Genomic DNA, 15,884 nt, shown 5'->3' on the forward strand with positions numbered 1-15,884 from the left:
AATGGAGTAAATTTATAGTTATATAAGCTATTCAAATATAGAAAGATCGAGGTGTGTCGTAACTTGTTGTATAACGCCTTTGCAAGTTGCTAACGTGAGCTTGGCAAACTTGTTATGCAGTTTTTGTTGCACTGTGAAGTTGGTATTAAACATCAGGCCACCTGCGATTTTCTGCTAATATTTTTTACGACTAATGTTTTAGCTCGTTCGGTAATAATAAATTTTGAGTCATTGTATAACCCCATTGAAAATAAACCTCTTCGTTTAAGTTGCTTTCCGTGTTGGGACAACCCTAATTGGGTGATTTTTTCATAAAAAACCGAACAAGCACAACTTTTTCTGCCGCGACATATCCCTGCATTTGGTTCGAGATAAGCGGTGGCGGCGGTTGTTATTTAACCAGCGTCAGATAAGCGCCATCATCCTGCTGAACGAGGTTGAGGGCTACCCGCTTGTCACTCATCGGTTTTCTTCAGAAAAGGCTACCGCCCCTGAGTGACAGCCCCCAGTTCGCTGCTGTTAACCTGCGAGAAATCAACAATCGCTGCCATGGTGCTATCCCGAGAGATGGATTGTCGTTTGGGTATCTTAAGGGGGGAGTGGAGAGTTGAGAAGCGTGTTTTGGCGGGAATCGGTTTTGGATCAATAAATTAGTCATTAAGACGTGCGCTGGGTGAGCAACTTGCTTGGCTGGAAATGTGTCAGGCCCCTCACCCTAACCCTCTCCCAGAGGGAGAGGGGATCAACGAGGGAGATGGGAGCAACATGTCGGGAGCTGTTAGCGGGTACAAGCGGATAAAAAGAAAGGGAGCCGGTCAGGCTCCCTTTCTCATGGTTATGGCGTGGTTATGTGAACTGATAACTCAGGGCCACAAACAACCGACCCCAACCCGACCTTAGCGATTGGTCGCGGCCTTCATCCCTTCCACAAACTCTTTCAGACGGGTGAGCATATGTTCCGGGTTCTGGTGGTGGGTCTCGATGATCTTCACCACGGCGGAGCCGGAGATGGCACCGGCGGCGCCAGCGGCGATGGCGGCGCGGACTTGGGCCGGTTCGCTGATGCCAAAGCCGAGCAGGGCGGGCGGGGCGTTGAACTCGCGCAGGGTATTGATCAGCCCCTCCACCGGCATGCCGGCCTTGGTTTCGGCACCGGTGACGCCAGCGCGGCTCACCAGATAGGTGTAACCATTGCCAAGCTCTGCCACCTGTTTCAGGGTCTCGGCGTCGCCATTGGGCGGGGCGATAAAGATGCTGTCGATGCCAAACTTGTCGGCGGCCGCCTTGTAGGGGGCGCACATCTGCACCGGCACGTCGGCGACCAGCACCGAATCCACGCCCGCCTGCTGGCACTTCTCGTAGAAGCCGTCAATTTTGCGCACATAGACCAGGTTGGCGTAGACCAGCAGGCCAATGGGCAGCTGCGGGTACTTGGCGCGGATGCGGCCAAGCAGCTCGAAGCAGTCGTCCGGGGTGGTGTGGCTGGCAAAGGCCCGCAGGGCGGCGCCCTGAATGGTGGGGCCGTCCGCCACCGGATCGGAGAAGGGAATGCCGAGTTCGAGGGCATCGGCGCCCCCTTCGACCAGCGCATCGACGATGGCCAGCGAGAGTTCAGGAGTGGGGTCACCCAGCATCACGAACGGCACAAAGGCGCCCTGATTGGCCGCGTCCAGACGGGAGAAGAGTTGTGAGTAACGGTTCATTTGCAGGTTCCTTCTTTCTCGATGCTTTCTGTTTCCAAGATGTCAGCCACGGTGAAGATATCTTTGTCGCCACGGCCGGAGAGGTTGACGATGAGCACCTGCTCTTTTTCCGGTTCACTGCGGGCCATCTTGAGGGCGTGGGCCAGCGCGTGGGAGGACTCCAGCGCCGGGATGATGCCTTCGGATTTGGCCAGCTCCTGGAAGGCGTCCAGCGCCTCCTTGTCGGTCACCGAGGGGTACTCGGCGCGGCCGATGGCGGCCAGATGGGCGTGTTGCGGGCCGACGGAGGGGAAGTCGAGCCCCGCCGAGACGGAGTAGGACTCCTGGATCTGGCCCTGAGTGTCCTGCATCAGGTAGGAGTGCATGCCAAAGAAGACCCCCTTGCTGCCGTGACCGAGCGGCGCACCGTGCTCGCCACTTTCGATACCGTGACCACCCGGCTCGACACCGATGAGGCGCACCGACGGCTCATCGATAAAGTCGGCAAACATGCCGATGGCGTTCGACCCGCCGCCGACGCAGGCGATCACCGCATCGGGCAGTCGCTCCTCCTTCTCGAAGCACTGGGCCTTGGCCTCTTCGCCGATCATCTTCTGGAACTCCCGCACGATGGTGGGGAAGGGGTGCGGACCAGCGGCGGTCCCGAGCAGGTAGTGGGCCGACTCGTAGTTGGCAGCCCAGTCACGCAGCGCCTCATTGCAGGCATCTTTCAGGGTGGACGAGCCTGAGTGCACCGGAATAACGGTGGCGCCCATCAGCTTCATGCGAAATACGTTGGGCTTCTGGCGCTCGCAATCCTTGGCGCCCATATAGACCCGGCACTTGAGGCCGAGCAGGGCGCAGGCCAGTGCGGTGGCGACGCCGTGCTGACCGGCGCCGGTCTCGGCGATGATCTCGTTCTTGCCCATCCGCTTGGCCAGCAGCGCCTGACCCAGCACCTGGTTGGTCTTGTGGGCACCGCCGTGCAGCAGATCTTCACGCTTGAGGTAGAGGCGGGTCTTGGTGCCCTTGGTCAGATTGCGGGTGAGGGTGAGTGGGGTCGGGCGACCGGCATACTCGGTCAGCAGGGACTGAAACTCGGCGATAAAGGCCGGATCATCCTTGGCATCGACAAAGGCTTTCTCCAGCTGGAGCAGGGCCGGGATAAGGATTTGGGGTACATACATACCGCCAAATTCACCGAAAAACGGGTTGAGCAGGGTCATGGCTTCTTCCTTGTATTAGCTAAATCGAAACATCAAAAAGGGTTGCGTTACAGGTTGCGCAGAACGCCGAAGGCGGCTGCTATCTTGTGCGCATCCTTCTGGCCCGGGGCACTCTCTACCCCGGAGTTGAAATCAAGGCCGAGGCAGCCCACTTGCGCCGCCTGCAGGGCGTTGTCGGGATTCAGGCCCCCCGCCAGCATCAGCTTGGCTTTATCCAGATTGGCCAGCATGGCCCAGTCGAATGCCTGACCTGTGCCACCGCTCTGGCTGCCGACTTTTGTATCCAGCAGCAGGCGATCCGCCGGGTAGTCGAGGGCGGGCAGCGGCTCGCCGCTTTCCTTGCCGAGAGAGACGCCTACGGCTTTCCAGATCTGGCAGCCCGCTGGCAGCAGTGGGCGCAGGATCTCGATATAGGCGGCATCTTCATCGCCGTGCAGCTGCACCGCGGCGAGCCCCAGCGCATCCACCGTCTTGGCGATGGTGGCGGGCTGGGCGTTGCGAAATACTCCGACAAAGCTAAGCGGCGCACCCGCCATCACGGCGCGGGCGGCAGGGATGTCTACATAGCGCGGGCTTTTCGCCACAAAGATAAGACCCCCGAACACCGCGCCCGCCTGATGGGCGGCGGCGGCATCTTCGGCGCGGGTGAGACCGCACACCTTGTTCTGGCCCAGTACCAGCTTGCGCACTGCGGCTTCCAGATCCGGCTCGGCCATCAATGACGAGCCCACCAGAAAGCCCTTGGCGTGGTGGCGCAGATCCGCCACCTGAGCGCGGTGATTGATGCCGGACTCGCTGATCACTACCCGATCGCTTGGAATGTCTTTGGCCAGCTGTTTGGTGCGGTTCAGATCGACGCTCAAATCCCGCAGATCCCGGTTGTTGATGCCAATGACCGGTGCGCCCAACGCGATGGCCCGGGTCAGCTCCTCCTCGTTGCTCACTTCGGTGAGCACGCCAAGGCCCAGCTCCTTGGCGACCGCGAACAGGGCACGATAGCCCTCGTCGGTGAGCACCGAGAGCATCAGCAGGATGGCGTCCGCCTGATAGTGGCGGGCCAGATAGACCTGATAGGGGTCAATCATGAAATCCTTGCAGAGCACCGGCTGGCTGACGCGGCTGCGCACCCGCGGCAAAAAGGCGAAATCCCCCTGAAAGAACTTCTCGTCGGTCAGCACCGAGATGGCGGTGGCGTATTTGCCATAGATGTCGGCGATGGCCTCCGGGCTGAAGTCATCGCGGATCAAGCCCTTGGAGGGAGAGGCCTTCTTGCACTCCAGAATAAAGCGGGTGGAGCCTGCCCTGAGCGCCCCGACGAAATCCCGATCGCTTGGGGTCAGCGCGCTCTGGAAGCTCGCCAGCGGCTGGGCCTGCTTGCGGGCAGCGACCCACTCCTGCTTGGCCGCCACGATCTTGCCGAGGATGGTCTGGCTGATGGAGGCCATGTTCAGAAAAGCATGGGGGGCAATAAGGTCTGACATCTCGTTATCCTTGCGAAACTGGCTCTTGCCCTGCGGGCGTTCTGAATGACTGCTGTGCAACGTGGTGGCTGACATCATGCCTCCTTATGGCCCGCGTCCTGATGGCTCGTTCCCTGATGACTCAACGTGGCGAGCCTAGCGGCGAGATCCGCTGCCTTGCCGCTCGCCAGCACCGCCAGCACCTCGGCCGCCGCGCTCTTGAGATCGGTCGCCTTGCCCGCCATCAGCAGCAGCGGTGCCACGTTGGCGGCGATGGCGGCGTTGTGGGCCGGGGTGCCACGCCCTTCCAGAATGGCGGCGGTGATGGCGCGGTTCTCTTCAGGCTCACCACCCTGAATGGCGCTGACCGGATAGGTCTCCAGGCCAAAGTCAGCCGGGGTGATCATAAATTCGCGGATCTCGCCGTCACGGATCTGGGCCACCTGGGTCGGGCCGTGGATGGCAATCTCGTCGAGCCCGGCGCCGTGAACCACCATACCGGTTTTCAGCCCCAGTGCCAGCAGGGTTTCTGCGATGGGACGCACCAGCTCGGGGGCATAGACCCCCATCAGCTGATAGGTGGGGCGAGCGGGGTTGATGAGCGGCCCCAGCACATTGAACAGGGTGCGGGTTTTGAGGGCCTGCCGTACCGGCATGGCGTGGCGCACCCCGGCGTGGTACTGGGGGGCGAACAGGAAGCAGATGCCGAGCTCGTCCAGACAACGGCGCGCCTGCGCCGGGCTCATGTCGAGCTTGATGCCCATTTTGTCCAGCAGATCGCTCGAACCAGACTTGCTCGAGACCGAGCGGTTGCCGTGCTTGGCCACTTTCAGGCCGCAGGCGGCGGCGACCAGCGCCGAGGTGGTGGAGACGTTGATGGTGTTGAGGCCATCGCCGCCGGTGCCGACGATATCGCAAAATTCATAGTCCGGGCGCGGGAAGTCGCGCGCTTCTGCCAAGAGGGCCTCGGCGGCGCCGGCGATCTCCTCCGGGGTCTCCCCCTTGATCTTGAGGGCGGTCAAGAGACTTGCGAGCACGATGGGATCCACTTCGCCACGTACCACCTGGCCGAAGGCGTCGCGGGTACTTTCACGGCTCAGAGACTGACCCTGATAGAGGGTGTTGAGATGATGATGCATGTTGGTCTCCTTACCTTACCGCACGCTGCTTTCTGGACGGGTGATATGGGCGAGCGCCTGAGTCAGCAGACGGGCCCCTTCCGAGGTCATGATGGATTCCGGGTGGAACTGGAAACCCAGTACCCGCTCATCCTGCTGCTCGATGGCCATGGGCATGCCCTGATAGTGGGCAATCACCGTCAGCTCTTCCGGTACATAGGTGGCGACCAGCGAGTGGTAACGGGCTACCGGCAGCGGGCTCGGCAGACCGGCGAAGGCGCCGTGGCCGTTGTGCTCAATCAGGGAGCGCTTGCCGTGGACGATCTCGCCCGCCGCGCCGACGGTGCCACCGTAGGCTTCGCACAGGGCCTGATGGCCGAGACAGATGCCGAGGATGGGCACCTGACCACGGGCCAGCTTGATCAGATCAATCAGGCAACCCGCCTCGTGGGGGGCGCCCGGGCCCGGCGAGAGCACCAGCACGGCGTCCCCTTCACAGGCGGCGATCTCGCTCATGATGCGGCTGGCCGGCAGGCTGTTGCGGTAGATCCGCACCGGATAGCCGAGGGAGCGGAACTGGTCGACGAGGTTGTAGGTAAACGAGTCGAAGTTGTCGAGCAGGAAGATGTTAGTGGCTGTTGATCCGGTACTCATTGGCTCACGTCCTTATGTTGCTCCTGCTGGGCGCTCAGGGCTTGCAGGGAGGTGCCATGGCTGGCGGCGATGGCGGCCAGCACGGCGGCCGCCTTGGCGCGGGTCTCATCCGCTTCGGCTTGTGGCTTGGAGTCATAGACCACCCCGGCACCGGCCTGCACATGGGCCACGCCATCTTTCACGAAAGCGGAGCGGATGACGATGCAGGTATCCATCTCGCCTGCGCCGTTGATGTAGCCGACGGCGCCGCCGTAGCTGCCGCGGCGCTTGCCTTCCACCATGCGAATAAGCTCGCTGGCGCGGATCTTGGGGGCGCCGGTGAGGGTGCCCATGTTCATGCAGGCCTGATAGGCGTGCAGGGCGTCAAGGTCGGAACGCAAGGTGCCGACCACCTTGGAGACCAGATGCATCACGTGGCTGTAGCGATCCACTTTCAGCAGCTCCTTGACGTAGCGGGTGCCGGGCTCCGAGATGCGGGCGATGTCGTTGCGACCCAGATCTACCAGCATCAGATGTTCGGCCACCTCTTTTTCGTCCTGACGCAGTTCCAGCTCGATACGGCCATCGAGATCCCGGTTGATGCTGCCATCGGGGTTGAAGCCGCGGCGGCGGGTACCGGCGATGGGGTACATCTCCACGTCGCGGCTGGCGGCGCAGAATTTCACCGCGCTCTCGGGGGAGGCGCCAAACAGGGTGAAGCCCTCATCCTGCACGTAGAACATGTAGGGGCTGGGGTTGGTCTGTTTGAGGCGGCGATAGGCGGCCAGGGGGCTTGGGCAAGGCAGGGAGAAGCAGCGGGACGGCACCACCTGGAAGATGTCGCCACGGCGGATAAAGCCCTTGAGCTTCTCTACCTCGGCACAGAACTGCTTGTCGCTCTTGTCCACGCTCATGCCACCGGTCAGGGGCTGGGTGGTCAGCTCGGCGCTTAGGGGTTGTTGGCAAATCTGTTTGAAGTCGGTGAGCCGTTCGGTCAGGCGGATGTATCTGTCTTCCACCTGGCTTTCGTCGCTGTCGCCGCCAAAGATGCAGGCCAGCAGTTGAGTGGTGCGTTCGATATGGTCGATGGTGATCAGGGTTTCGGCCACATAGAAGCAGTAGTCGGGGCAATCGTTGCTCCCCTCCGGCACCTCTGGCAGATCCTCGAAGGAGGCGATCAGGTCGTAGGCGAAGCTGCCCGCCATAAAGAGAGCTTCTTTACCGAGCTGGCAATCGAGCTCCCGCTGCAGGGTGCGCAGCACGTCCAGCACGCTGCTCCCCTTGAGGCGGCTATCTTCGTCCAGCTCCCGATCGGAGACCGGGAAATCGAGCTGCAGCTCGCCATCGACAATGCTCTGGATAACGGCGGCAGGCAGACGTTCGGCCAGCAGGCTCTGCAACTGGGCGCCGTTGTCGTTCAGGCTGCGCACCCGCACGGTGCGACCACGGCACTCGATGCGCAGGCAGGCATCGACCAGCAGCAGGCTCTGTTTACCCGCCTTGGAGTCGATCTCCACCGATTCCAGCAGCAGGTTGTTGGGGCGCCCCTGACAGAGGCGGGTATAGAGCGCCAGCGGATCGGCCACATAGGGGGCGTTGAGCTTGAGGGTATCGAATTCACCCAGAGGAAGGCGATGTGTGGCTGTCATAGTGCGTTCCCTTGCGTGTGATGCGTGTTACCGATGTTCATGACGTTGAATTCCTTAGAAATTTAATTGGTCCGGGGTGGCTGGTTCAGGGGCACCATCGCCAGGTCAGCTTGCTTGTCTGAATTCTCGGTTTCATCACAGGTCCATTTGCCGGATAATAAAAAAGCCCGCTGGGGTCAGCGGGCTTTTTCTTTGGGTTCTTAATTTGCTGTCAGATTACAGGTACAGCAACGACCACACGCCCGCATGTCAGGGAGTGTGCCACCACCAGATGGTCAGGATGGAAGTCGTTTGCATGATAAAGTCCTGTAAAAAGATGTTTGCAATGAAGTGCCTACAGAAAACGATAAAGCCGCGGCCAAGTCAAGTCGCTTTTTAGCCTTCTTTCACCGATTTGCCATGAATGGTGACCTGACCACGAGAGCGGAATAACCTGATGAGATTCGATCTTCACTGCCATACCACAGCCTCCGACGGGGTGCTGAGCCCAGCCGAACTGGTGCGCCGCGCTGCCGAGAAACAGGTCGAGGTGTTAGCAGTTACTGACCACGATACCCTCGCCGGGCTTGATGAGGTGCGCCGCACCATTGACGCCGAGCAACTGCCGCTGCGACTGGTGAGAGGGGTCGAGATCTCCACCGGCTGGGAGCACCACGAGATCCATATCGTGGCGCTGGGGGTGGATGAAAAAAATCCGCAGCTGTTGGATTTTCTGGCCGGTCAGCTGGCCCGTCGCGAGGCGCGCGCGCAGGAAATCGGGCGTCGTCTGGAGAAGTGCCTCCTTCCCGGCACCTATGAAGAGGCCAAGGCGCTCGCCGGTGATGCTGCCGTGACCCGCGCCCACTTTGCCCGGGTGCTGGTGGCACGCGGGGTAGCCGACAACATGCAGAAGGTATTCAAAAAGTACCTGAGCCGTGGCAATAAAGGCTATGCCCCGGCCGAGTGGCCCGAGATGAGCGAAGCCATCGCTGCCATTCACGCCGCCGGTGGGCTGGCGGTGCTGGCCCACCCCAGCCGTTACGATCTCACCGCCAAGTGGATCAAGCGGCTGCTGGTGGCCTTCAAGGCGGCCGGTGGCGATGCCATGGAGGTGTCATTGCCTCAGCAGAGCCCGCAGGAGCGGGCCAATCTGGGCCAGTGGGCCAAGGATCACGACCTCTATATCTCGGTGGGATCGGATTTTCACTTCCCCTCCAACTGGACCGAGCTGGGCCGCCACCTCTGGCTGCCCAAAGAGGGGATGCCCGTCTGGCTGGCCTATCCCGGTCACTTCGGGCTCACCACCGAGCAACATGCCGAGCTGCTGGCAAGCCGCTAACGGCGCCAGCGAAGCAGTCACAAACAGGTTAAGGTAGTGTCATGGGTCTTTGGCCCGTGACCATACGAGCGGGCAGGTATTGCTGCCCCCATTGCGAGAACAAGCTATGAGTCAGCATTTTTACGTACATCCGGAAAACCCCCAGGCCCGTCTGATCGGTCAGGCGGTACAGATCATCCAGAACGGCGGCGTGATCGTCTATCCGACCGACTCCGGTTATGCGCTGGGTTGCCAGATGGGTGACAAGGGCGCGCTGGAGCGCATCTGCCGCATCCGTCGCCTCGATGCCAACCACGACTTCACCCTGGTGTGCCGCGATCTCTCCGAGATCTCCACCTACGCCAAGGTCGACAACAGCGCATTTCGCCTGATCAAGAACAATACCCCGGGTGCCTACACCTTCATCTTCAAGGCGACCAAAGAGGTGCCGCGCCGCCTGATGAACGAGAAGAAGAAGAGCATCGGTATCCGGGTGCCGGACAACAAGATTGCCCAGGCACTGCTGGAAGCCCTCGGCGAGCCGCTGCTCTCCACCACATTGATCCTGCCGGACTCCGAGATGGCCGAGTTTGACCCGGAAGAGATCTTCGACAAGCTGGGCAAGCAGATCGATCTGGTGGTCAACGGCGGTTATCTGGGCGAGCAGCCCACGACTGTGGTCGATTTCTCTGACGACGAGCCGGTATTGCGTCGTCGCGGCGCCGGAGACCCGACCCCGTTTGAGTGATGTCGCTGAACCGGTGACAGTCCCCTCCGCCGAGACGGGGACTGGCGCCGCGCTACCCATCGCGAAAGTCCTGGGGCAGCCCTATCACGAGCTGCCTCAGGATCTGTTCATCCCGCCCGATGCGCTGGAGGTGTTCCTCGATACCTTCGAGGGGCCGCTCGATCTGCTGCTCTACCTCATCCGGCGCCAGCAGCTCGATATCCTCAACCTGCCGATCCTGCAGATCACCGCCCAGTACATGGAGTACGTGGAGCTGATGCAGGGGCTCAACCTTGAGCTGGCGGCCGAATATCTGCTGATGGCGGCCTGGCTGGCGGAGATCAAATCCCGCCTGCTGCTGCCCAAGGCGCCGGAGCTGGAGGATGAAGAGGAGGGGGAAGACCCTCGGGTGACCCTTATTCGCCGGCTGCAGGAGTACGAGCGCTACAAGGTAGGTGCAGAGAGGGTCAATGAGCTGCCACGGGTGGAGCGAGAGATTTATATCGCCGCCGCCTTGCCCCCCGATTTTGGCGCCCTCAAGCCACTGGCGCCCGATGTTTCGCTGGTTGAGCTCGCCCTTTACATGCAAAGTGTGGTAAAACGCGCGACTCATTTCGAACATCACCAGATCCGCCGCGAACAGATCCCGACCCGGGTGCGCATGGCGGAGATCCTTGCCATGCTCACCCTGGGGCAGACCCTGCGCCTTGAGCAGGTGCTGCGTGCCGAAGAGGGGCGGATGGGGGTACTGGTGACGTTTCTGGCCCTGCTGGAGCTGTGCAAGGAGCAACTGATCTGGATCCTGCAGGCTGAACCACTCGGTCCTATCCATTTTGCATTGGCCGAACAGAGCGAGGAGGGCAACCGTGGCGCTGCCCACTGAACGACTCAAGACCTTGATCGAAGCGGCGCTGTTTGTGGCCGGTCGTCCGCTCAATGTCAGCGAGCTGAAAAGCGGCGTGCTGGCGGATTATCCGGTGACCAGTCGCTATGTTCAGCTGCTGTTGGCCGAGATCAGGCAAGATTACAGCTCGCGAGGCGTCGAGCTCAAAGAGGTCGCCTCCGGCTGGCGCTTTCAGGCGCGTCAGGAGTATGCCGAGGAGCTGTCAAGGCTCTGGAGTGAGCGGGCGCCGCGCTATTCGCGCGCCGTGATGGAGACGCTGACCCTGATCGCCTATCGCCAACCCATCACCCGGGCCGAGATCGAAGCGATCCGCGGGGTGGCGGTGTCGAGCCAGATAGTGAATACCCTGAAAGAGCGTGGCTGGGTGCGCAGCATAGGCCACAAAGAGGTGGCGGGTCGCCCCGAACTGCTCGCCACCACCAGAGAGTTTCTGGATTACTTTAATCTGCAGAGTCTGGAGCAGCTCCCCGAGCTGGATCCGGAGCTGCAACCCCTGTTGCCCTCTGTGGTGGACGGGGAGAGCGATGCCCGGTGAATGGCGCCCAAGCGTGCCGACGTCACCGAGATATACATTTTTCAACTGTGGCGAGTGCTCCAACCGGCGTTTGTTACAGTTAACCCCGTTGCCCCTATTACCTGTGGGCAGCGATCAACAATCAGGTAACCCCGATGAGTGAAAAACTGCAAAAAGTGTTGGCCCGCGCGGGTCACGGCTCCCGTCGTGAGATGGAGGCCCTGATCACCGCAGGTCGGGTCAGTGTGGATGGCAAGGTCGCCACACTGGGGGATCGCGTCGAAGTGAACGCCGTGATCCGGGTGGATGGTCACCAGGTCAAGACCCGTGCCGCAGAGGAAGTGATCTGCCGCGTACTGGCTTACCACAAGCCGGAAGGGGAGATGTGTACCCGTCACGATCCGGAAGGTCGTCCCACCGTGTTTGATCGTCTGCCCAAGATGGAAGGTGCCCGCTGGATTGCGGTCGGCCGCCTCGACGTCAACACCTCCGGTCTGTTGCTGTTCACCACCGACGGTGAGCTGGCCAACCGTCTGATGCACCCGAGCCACGAAGTGGAGCGGGAATACGCGGTACGTGTCTTTGGCGAAATCACCGAAGCCATGCTGCAGCGTCTGCGCAAGGGCGTGCAGCTGGAAGATGGCACCGCCAAGTTCAACAAGATCAAACCGGCTGGCGGTGAGGGTCTGAACCAGTGGTTCAACGTCACCCTGACCGAAGGTCGCAACCGTGAAGTGCGCCGCCTGTGGGAATCCCAGGAAGTGCAGGTGAGCCGCCTGATGCGGATCCGCTACGGCGACGTCAAGCTGGACCGCGGCATCCCGCGCGGCGGCTGGCAAGAGCTGAAACTGCCGGAAGTGAACTACCTGCGCGGTCTGGTCAACCTGCCGCCGGAGACCGAATCCAAGGTCGATCTGCAGCAGGATGGCAAAACCAGCCGTCACAAGCAGGCCGCCCAGATCCGTCGCGCCGTGCAGCGTCACAAAGAGATGCAGGGCAAAGAGCCGCGCGCTCGCGCCACCACCGCCCGTCGCAAGCCGCAAGCCTCTACCCGCAACTCCGGTACCGGCAGCAAATAAGCGCCGTTTGCCAGTGACACACACTGATAGATGTGCAAACTTGCCAAAAAGCCCGCACCAATTGGTGCGGGCTTTTTTATATTTATATGGCGGATTCAACTCCGAAGTGCAACGCTAAGCCGCCTTTCTTAGCTCTGCAAACACCACAGATTGTTGACTTGAGAGGTCACAGTTGAGGGATGCGCCATGACCATTGCTCGTTCACGTCAAATCAGCTTGCAGGATACGCCTTACTACCACGTGGTCAGTCGCTGTGTGCGGCGAGCTTTTCTGTGCGGAGAGGATTCCCACTCCGGCCAGAGTTACGAGCATCGACGCCAATGGGTAGTCGACAAGTTGGGGCAACTGTCGCGGCTGTTTGCTATCGGCATATGTGCCTATGCGGTGATGAGCAATCACTATCATCTGGTGCTCAAGGTGGACCCTGATACTGCGGCCAACTGGAGTGAGCAGGAGGTGGCCGAGCGCTGGGCGGCGCTTTTCCAGTGGCCGCTGTTGGTCAGGCGCTGGTATCAGGGGGAGATGTTGATCGAGCCTGAACTGGCTGTCGTGCAGCAATTGCTTACCCAATGGCGGGAGCGGCTTCACTCCATCAGCTGGTTTATTCGGCTACTCAATGAAAATCTGGCCCGTCAGGCCAATCAGGAAGATGGTTGCAAGGGCCATTTTTGGGAGGGACGCTTCAAAAGCCAGGCGTTGCTCACCGAATCCGCCTTGTTGGCCTGTATGGCATATGTTGACCTCAATCCAATACGCGCCGCGTTGGCAGATCGGCCAGAGCAGAGTGACTACACCAGTATCAAACAGCGCCTTGACGAGCCTGCTGCCCCTGAAGTTTTGCCACCACTGTTACTGCCGTTTGCCAGCCAGGGGAAGCCTGAAGAACTGCTCTATGCCTTCACCGACTACCTGATGCTGGTTGATTGGACAGGCCGTGCTATTCGGCTCGACAAGCGGGGTCATATTCCTGCCCAACTTGGACCCATTCTGGAACGGTTGGGTCTTGATGGTGTTCTCTGGTTGAAACAGGTGACGCTGTTCAGGCGACAAGGGATCAGAGTGGTGGGAGGCAGAGATCAATGTCAGCAGTTTGCCCGCCACTATGGCCAGCTGCGATGCCATCAACCACAGATTTGATTGCTTTGCGTTTACCCTGCTGATAGCTCCGAATATTGCACATAGTCCAGTAAATGGTTGTGCAGGGGCTGTTGCTTTCTAAACCTGAAAATTTCTCTATTTCCCCCCCCCCGACTTTTGCAGGCATCAGTTCGAATGCATATACCATGTTGCCTGCAAGCAGTTCGAGAGTGGCTTGCTACAAAAGGTGGGTATCCCAGATCTCCCAGATTTCAACCACCAGACTTCAACCAGCGCCCGATCACAGTCCGGTTGGCGGCAAGGTCGTAGATCTAGAAGAGTTTGCTAGAAGTCAGAAAACAAGGTTTTTCTGATGGTTATGCCACTTTAAGGCTCGCCTCAGCAGTTTCGTTTGGCTTACCATAGCCATCCAGAACCTGTTGAACTGCGATGGGTTGCTGCCATCGCAGGTCAAGGGAGCATATTGGAAGCTGTAATCCACGGGCGGTAGCGTGGGATTTGGTGGCATTACACCTTACTCAGAAAGGTGGGTGTCTCAGATTTTCCCGTTTTTGACGAAGGATGAGCGAATGTCTGGTAAAGTGTTGTGGAGTTTCGCCCCATGCTATTGATAATTAACAGTTTTGTAGTATTTTTACATCTTGTTTTTGCCCCGGTGCCAGGGCCAAGTTGATACGAAGGGTGCCAATCTGTTAGCCCTACCTTTATCTGGAACAGGATGTGGTGGTGTCGGTCAGTAGCGCCAGGACAGGCGGGGTGGGTAAGTTAAGTCAGTATGCGGGAATCTAGTCATGGAGGAAGTGGTTGATGTTTAGTGTTCTGAAAAATCTGTTTGGCAGAACCTTGTACGTTCAGATATGGGAGAATCGCATCAGGGTCGTTGATCTTAAGAGCCAGCGCGCCTTCGATGAAAAACCCTTGCTATGTATCGATATGAAGAAGGGACACAGGGCAAAGGTGCTAGCATTCGGCAATGCCGCTGTTGGCAATACTAACACTGGCACTGCCATCAATCCGTTCTCGCATCCTCGTTCACTGATCAGCGATCCCTATGTCGCCGGGAAATTACTAAAGCTTGTCGTAAAGCAGCTATGTGGTTCTCGGCTGTTCTCGCCTGTTGCTGCAATCATCATCCAACCGATGGAAAAGATGGAGGGGGAATTGACGGCCACGGAGAGTAAAGGCTTGCGTGATATCGCGTTGGAAGTGGGCTGCGAAAATTGTTTCATCTACACGCGAAAGACAGTGCTGGATCCTTCCATCCGCTCGCTCAATGACTTTATCAAACGCGGCGAGGCTAACCCCCTGACCTGAGATCCCCTTTTTTATTGCAAAAGGTAACCGCAATTTCACTTTTATCCGGGCCGAGAGAGGTCACATGGTTGCTCTGCTCCGGTGAGCTTGCTAGCCTGTGCGGCTCTGATAGTGCAGAAAGGTGGGTGTCCCAGATTTTCATGGCCCTGATGAAGCTGGAAGGGAGCCGTCAGGGGGCCAGCCCGGATCAGCTGTTCAGCCAGCAGAACAACGAGTGGCGCGGCGGCTGGGTCTCCCCCTATACCGCCAATATTCAGTGGGATATCTACCAGAACGGGCAGCGGCAAGTGCTGGTCAAGATGCTCTACAACGAAAAGGAGATCGCCTTTAAAACCGGCTGCCAACCCTACCAGAGCGGCAGCCACTACTATGACTTCGAGGAGCTCAAGCGCTGCTACGGCTATAACGGCTAACCCTTCGCACGCCGGATATGGCGATAACAAGGGGCGACCAGCAGGTCGCCCCTATTCACTCCCCCCTCCCTGCTTGCCAGAGATGAATATGGCTATAAAGCCGCCTTCCGGCTCCATTTGCTGATCAAGCGCAAAAAATGATTAATTTCTGACAGTTAAGTCAATTTAAGCCTCACCTCGGCAGTTTCGTTTGGCTTACCATGGCTATTCAGAACCTGTTGAGCTGCGATAGGTTGCTGCCCTCGCGGGTCAAGGGGGCATATTGGAAGCTGTAATCCACGGGCGGTAGCGTGGGCTTTAGTAGAATTACACTTTGCTCAGAAAGGTGGGCAGAAAGGTGGGTGTCCCAGATTTCCTCAGATTTCCTTACATCAAAACCAACGATATATAAGGCTATTGTATGTATATAGTTAACCCTTTAAATCCAGATATTCTTACTGATGGAGAACGTTATACGTTAGAGCAAAAACTTAAAAAACTCTTAGTAGATGAAGACTGTTTTATATATGTTCAGCCTATAATTAATGAATTAAAACCTGACTTCATTGTTATAGGAAAAAAATTTGGCGTATTAATTATCGAGGTTAAAGATTGGGATGATGATTACATTCAATCTGCAAATCCAAATTATGTGATTTCTAAAACCAACAAGAAATATAGAAACCCCATATCACAAGTTAATCATTACTCGAGTATTGTTCATAGTAAACTAAATGGTATTGAAGAGTTTTTTGATTCTAATGGCAATTTAATAATACCTATTAGCATGG

The 15,884-nt window shown here is 58.6% G+C and carries 14 protein-coding genes and 1 pseudogene; 9 read left to right on the forward strand and 6 right to left on the reverse strand.

The window, feature by feature from the left end:
- Positions 1-896 precede the first annotated feature (896 nt).
- The 6 genes from trpA to ACRAUW_RS12450 are packed head-to-tail and all read right to left on the reverse strand — an operon-like array spanning position 897 to position 7,768.
- Entirely contained in the window at positions 897-1,703 is an 807-nt protein-coding gene (gene trpA / locus ACRAUW_RS12425; protein ID WP_431362525.1) for a tryptophan synthase subunit alpha, read from the reverse strand.
- Positions 1,700-2,908, reverse strand: a complete 1,209-nt coding sequence (trpB, locus tag ACRAUW_RS12430; RefSeq protein WP_431362526.1) for a tryptophan synthase subunit beta — start codon at positions 2,906-2,908, stop codon at positions 1,700-1,702. The genes trpA and trpB overlap by 4 nt, the downstream gene beginning before the upstream one ends.
- Positions 2,909-2,955: 47 nt before the next feature.
- The gene (gene trpCF, locus ACRAUW_RS12435) at positions 2,956-4,464 is read right to left on the reverse strand and encodes a bifunctional indole-3-glycerol-phosphate synthase TrpC/phosphoribosylanthranilate isomerase TrpF (protein ID WP_431362527.1); all 1,509 of its coding nucleotides are present in this window, start codon (positions 4,462-4,464) and stop codon (positions 2,956-2,958) included.
- Entirely contained in the window at positions 4,464-5,507 is a 1,044-nt protein-coding gene (gene trpD / locus ACRAUW_RS12440) for an anthranilate phosphoribosyltransferase (RefSeq protein WP_431362528.1), read from the reverse strand. The genes trpCF and trpD overlap by 1 nt, the downstream gene beginning before the upstream one ends.
- A gap of 15 nt (positions 5,508-5,522) precedes the next feature.
- Entirely contained in the window at positions 5,523-6,140 is a 618-nt protein-coding gene (locus ACRAUW_RS12445; RefSeq protein ID WP_013723977.1) for an aminodeoxychorismate/anthranilate synthase component II, read from the reverse strand.
- Positions 6,137-7,768 carry an anthranilate synthase component 1 gene (locus ACRAUW_RS12450; RefSeq protein WP_431362529.1) on the reverse strand — a complete coding sequence of 544 codons (1,632 nt, stop codon included), beginning with the start codon at positions 7,766-7,768 and terminating at the stop codon, positions 6,137-6,139. The genes ACRAUW_RS12445 and ACRAUW_RS12450 overlap by 4 nt, the downstream gene beginning before the upstream one ends.
- A 436-nt stretch (positions 7,769-8,204) precedes the next feature.
- Between ACRAUW_RS12450 and rnm the strand changes: the two genes are divergently transcribed.
- The 9 genes and pseudogenes from rnm to ACRAUW_RS12495 all read left to right on the forward strand — a co-directional run.
- Complete coding sequence (gene rnm, locus ACRAUW_RS12455) at positions 8,205-9,086, forward strand: RNase RNM (RefSeq protein WP_431362530.1); 882 nt, start codon at positions 8,205-8,207, stop codon at positions 9,084-9,086.
- A gap of 106 nt (positions 9,087-9,192) precedes the next feature.
- A complete protein-coding gene (locus ACRAUW_RS12460; protein WP_005338129.1) occupies positions 9,193-9,813 on the forward strand; it encodes an L-threonylcarbamoyladenylate synthase in 621 nt (206 codons plus the stop codon).
- Positions 9,806-10,675 carry a segregation and condensation protein A gene (locus tag ACRAUW_RS12465; protein ID WP_160880718.1) on the forward strand — a complete coding sequence of 290 codons (870 nt, stop codon included), beginning with the start codon at positions 9,806-9,808 and terminating at the stop codon, positions 10,673-10,675. Before ACRAUW_RS12460 ends, ACRAUW_RS12465 begins: the two co-directional genes overlap by 8 nt.
- Positions 10,659-11,231 (forward strand): SMC-Scp complex subunit ScpB, encoded by a 573-nt coding sequence (gene scpB, locus ACRAUW_RS12470; protein ID WP_431362531.1) that lies wholly within the window; start codon positions 10,659-10,661, stop codon positions 11,229-11,231. Before ACRAUW_RS12465 ends, scpB begins: the two co-directional genes overlap by 17 nt.
- A gap of 134 nt (positions 11,232-11,365) precedes the next feature.
- Positions 11,366-12,289 carry a 23S rRNA pseudouridine(2605) synthase RluB gene (gene rluB / locus ACRAUW_RS12475; protein WP_005347347.1) on the forward strand — a complete coding sequence of 308 codons (924 nt, stop codon included), beginning with the start codon at positions 11,366-11,368 and terminating at the stop codon, positions 12,287-12,289.
- 186 nt (positions 12,290-12,475) lie between these two features.
- Positions 12,476-13,426 carry a transposase gene (locus ACRAUW_RS12480; RefSeq protein WP_431362532.1) on the forward strand — a complete coding sequence of 317 codons (951 nt, stop codon included), beginning with the start codon at positions 12,476-12,478 and terminating at the stop codon, positions 13,424-13,426.
- A gap of 768 nt (positions 13,427-14,194) precedes the next feature.
- Positions 14,195-14,701, forward strand: coding sequence for a hypothetical protein (locus tag ACRAUW_RS12485; protein WP_431362533.1), 507 nt, complete (start codon positions 14,195-14,197; stop codon positions 14,699-14,701).
- Positions 14,702-14,844: 143 nt separating this feature from the next.
- A pseudogene (locus ACRAUW_RS12490) lies at positions 14,845-15,114 on the forward strand (histidine-type phosphatase); the annotation flags it as partial.
- Positions 15,115-15,514: 400 nt separating this feature from the next.
- Positions 15,515-15,884, forward strand: a 370-nt coding sequence (locus ACRAUW_RS12495) for a nuclease-related domain-containing protein (protein WP_431362534.1), incomplete at its 3' end; no start/stop codon positions are given.

Source organism: Aeromonas sp. (genome assembly GCF_050633025.1).
GTDB lineage: Bacteria > Pseudomonadota > Gammaproteobacteria > Enterobacterales > Aeromonadaceae > Aeromonas.

Bases quoted from the DNA above. Each gene is read 5' to 3' on its own strand.
- rluB (WP_005347347.1), top strand. From the start codon at position 11,366: ATGAGTGAAAAACTGCAAAAAGTGTTGGCCCGCGCGGGTCACGGCTCC.
- trpB (WP_431362526.1), bottom strand. From the start codon at position 2,908: ATGACCCTGCTCAACCCGTTTTTCGGTGAATTTGGCGGTATGTATGTA.
- trpCF (WP_431362527.1), bottom strand. From the start codon at position 4,464: ATGTCAGCCACCACGTTGCACAGCAGTCATTCAGAACGCCCGCAGGGC.
- ACRAUW_RS12485 (WP_431362533.1), top strand. From the start codon at position 14,195: ATGTTTAGTGTTCTGAAAAATCTGTTTGGCAGAACCTTGTACGTTCAG.
- trpD (WP_431362528.1), bottom strand. From the start codon at position 5,507: ATGCATCATCATCTCAACACCCTCTATCAGGGTCAGTCTCTGAGCCGT.
- trpA (WP_431362525.1), bottom strand. From the start codon at position 1,703: ATGAACCGTTACTCACAACTCTTCTCCCGTCTGGACGCGGCCAATCAG.
- ACRAUW_RS12480 (WP_431362532.1), top strand. From the start codon at position 12,476: ATGACCATTGCTCGTTCACGTCAAATCAGCTTGCAGGATACGCCTTAC.
- ACRAUW_RS12460 (WP_005338129.1), top strand. From the start codon at position 9,193: ATGAGTCAGCATTTTTACGTACATCCGGAAAACCCCCAGGCCCGTCTG.
- rnm (WP_431362530.1), top strand. From the start codon at position 8,205: ATGAGATTCGATCTTCACTGCCATACCACAGCCTCCGACGGGGTGCTG.
- ACRAUW_RS12445 (WP_013723977.1), bottom strand. From the start codon at position 6,140: ATGAGTACCGGATCAACAGCCACTAACATCTTCCTGCTCGACAACTTC.
- ACRAUW_RS12450 (WP_431362529.1), bottom strand. From the start codon at position 7,768: ATGACAGCCACACATCGCCTTCCTCTGGGTGAATTCGATACCCTCAAG.